3 protein-coding genes are annotated in these 2,604 nt (G+C 33.9%); all 3 read left to right on the forward strand.

What is annotated here, in order from left to right:
* The first annotated feature begins 109 nt into the window (after nt 1-109).
* Genes MK115_RS09060 through MK115_RS09070 form a run of 3 tightly spaced genes read left to right on the forward strand, consistent with a single transcriptional unit; the run spans nt 110 to nt 2,431 of the window.
* On the forward strand, nt 110-892 hold the full coding sequence (locus MK115_RS09060) for a GTP-binding protein (RefSeq protein ID WP_032524970.1): 783 nt from the start codon (nt 110-112) through the stop codon (nt 890-892).
* Nucleotides 893-899: 7 nt separating this feature from the next.
* Complete coding sequence (locus MK115_RS09065; protein WP_287610884.1) at nt 900-1,715, forward strand: metallophosphoesterase family protein; 816 nt, start codon at nt 900-902, stop codon at nt 1,713-1,715.
* Nucleotides 1,712-2,431, forward strand: a complete 720-nt coding sequence (locus tag MK115_RS09070) for a phosphoesterase (protein WP_144010883.1) — start codon at nt 1,712-1,714, stop codon at nt 2,429-2,431. The genes MK115_RS09065 and MK115_RS09070 overlap by 4 nt, the downstream gene beginning before the upstream one ends.
* The last annotated feature ends 173 nt before the right edge of the window (nt 2,432-2,604 follow it).

A 2,604-nucleotide genomic window follows, 5' to 3' on the forward strand; every position in this document is an offset into this window, starting at 1 on the left:
TATTATTGTTTTATCACTTAAATCACAAAATAAATATTTAAAATCGAAAACAGAAATGATTTTCATTTTCATATTGGTGTAAATTTTATACATTAGGTAGTATTTTTTTATGAGTCAAGTCTGTTTAATATCAGGTTCGCCAGGATGCGGTAAGACAAATTGGATACTAAATACTTTTAAGAATTATTCTGGTAATTGTGGTTACTTACGTCTTGGAGGATATTCCGAAATTAATTTAGAGCAAGCAATAAATTCAAAAATTGATTTTGCTTTTTTGAAAGATCAAATTCCTAACTTATTAGACTTATCTATTTCAAACTCAATATCAGAGAAAGATAAAGAAAACATTTTAATTATTATTGAATTTCCACAATTTTTTACACCTAAATCTCAGGGTATTAATGGAGTTGATCTGAGAATTATTAATGAACTTGAAAAATATAATCTCCAGCCAAATAGATATCTTCATTTTGGTAGAGATCCAGAATTATCAATTAAAGATACTTTAGATTTTAGAGAAATTGAATCAATAAGCCTTGATCTTCAAAAGCATATTTGGGATCCTGCAAGCTTGAATACTTTTTGGTTTGAATTAGTTAATGGTGCTTATGGGGATGTATATAGAGCAAAAGCATTAATGAACTTGCCGGATGGGCGTTACATCTTGTTTAACTGGATAGTCAGTCAGCAAGGATCTCAATATCAAACATTAAACCAAGTTGCCCCTCTTAATGGAAGACCAGAAAGATGTTCTGAAATTGTTATACAAGGGAAAAATTTAAACTTCGAGTCAATAAAAGCAACGATTCATAATTGCCTTCTTAATGATGCTGTACTAGATCATCATCAAACTTCACTTAGAAATTCACAATTACAAACTGCTCGCCGTTAACTTAAAAATGAATCAAGCTGTCATCTCATGTTTACATGCAAATCTACCTGCAGTAGAGGCTGTCTTAAAAGATATTGAACTCCAAGGAATTACAAATATTACCTGTCTTGGAGATCTAGTGGGTTATGGTCCTCAACCTAATGAGGTTATTGAGTTAATAAGAGATAAAAAAATTCCTACTTGTCAGGGATGTTGGGACGAAGACGTTGTTGATGGATTAGATGCTTGCGATTGTAGTTATCCTTCTCAGCTTGCTGAAAAAAGAGGTCATTTTGCTCATCAATGGACTACGGATAAATTAACTAAAGAAAATAAGGATTATCTAGCTAATCTACCCTACTCAATACGTAAAGATAAGTGTCTTTTTGTTCATGGTAGTCCTAATAGTCAACATGAATATCTTCTACCCGATATGGATGCATTCGCAGCTCTTGAGAGAGTTGAAAATGCCAGAGCAGAGATTCTATTTTGTGGTCATACTCACCAACCTTATATTCGCGAATTAGCAGATGGTTCAATTGCTGTAAAGATCAAAAATGCTGTTCCCAAAGATACTCAAGAAAAAGAAATTCAATTGCCGATGCGAAGAATAGTAAATGCAGGTTCAGTTGGAGAGCCAAGACATGGAGGAACTAAAGCTACTTATGTTGTTTATAACGATGTCACTAATGAAGTAAAAATTAGAGAAGTGGAATATGATATTGAACTTACTTGTAAAGCAATAATAGATGCCGGTCTTCCTCCGATTTTTGCATGGCGTTTAAAAAATGGATTCGAATTTGCAGAACAAGCTGAAGATGCATCTCATGTTTGTGAAAGATGATAGAACGCTGGGCACTCGTAAGTGGTCTTAAAGGGGATCTAGATACTTATGAACTTATTCAAAAAGACTTAAAAAAAACTCCAGGTAATATAACTCTTTTTGTTTTGGGGGATATGATAGGTCCTGAAAAAAACTGTAATAGGCTTCTCCATAGGTTAATTAATCCAAAAAGTAATGATTTACAACCATGGTGCATATATGGTTGGTGGGAAGAACAAATCCTCTTGGAAAGTGGTTACCGTGGTGATCAAAGAGCTGAAGCTTTGAGAATAAATAAGGGTGAAGAAGTAGTTAAGTCTCTTACGAATGCTGTAGACAAATCATTTCTTGATTGGATAGCAGCACTTCAATTTGGATTTGTTGAACTTGATTGTGGTTTGATTCACGGAAGCTCAAAAGATGTTGGCGAAAATTTAACACTAGATACGCCGCCACTGACACTCCTTGATAGACTTACACGTCTTCAGGTAAACAGATTATTTACTGCAAGAAGTAAACAACAGTTTCACTTGGAATTGACAGAGGGGATTGTTAATTCTGAAGTAGAAGATTTAAATGGAAATCGTAAGAAAGAGCAGAAAGTTCCTCAAAAAGCTGTTATTGGTATTGGGGCAGGAAAAAATTATACTCTTTATGATGTCGGGACTGATAATACTCAATTCGTACAAGCAGGATATAAAACAGAAAAAAGAATTAAGGGATTTGGAAGGCTTTAGTTTTTAGCATCAAGTACCCACTTCATTAGCCAGTAGCTAGGTTCCTGTTGTACCATAGGATCTCGGCGAATATATAGGGTTTGAGTAAAGTTTGGGTAACTTCTTTGAATATGAATTTATTATCCATCAAAGTTTCTATTTAGGAAAGTGTACCCCTTTCCTCTATATATCAT

The sequence above is a fragment of the Prochlorococcus sp. ALOHA_ZT_50 genome (genome assembly GCF_022447305.1).
GTDB lineage: Bacteria > Cyanobacteriota > Cyanobacteriia > PCC-6307 > Cyanobiaceae > Prochlorococcus_A.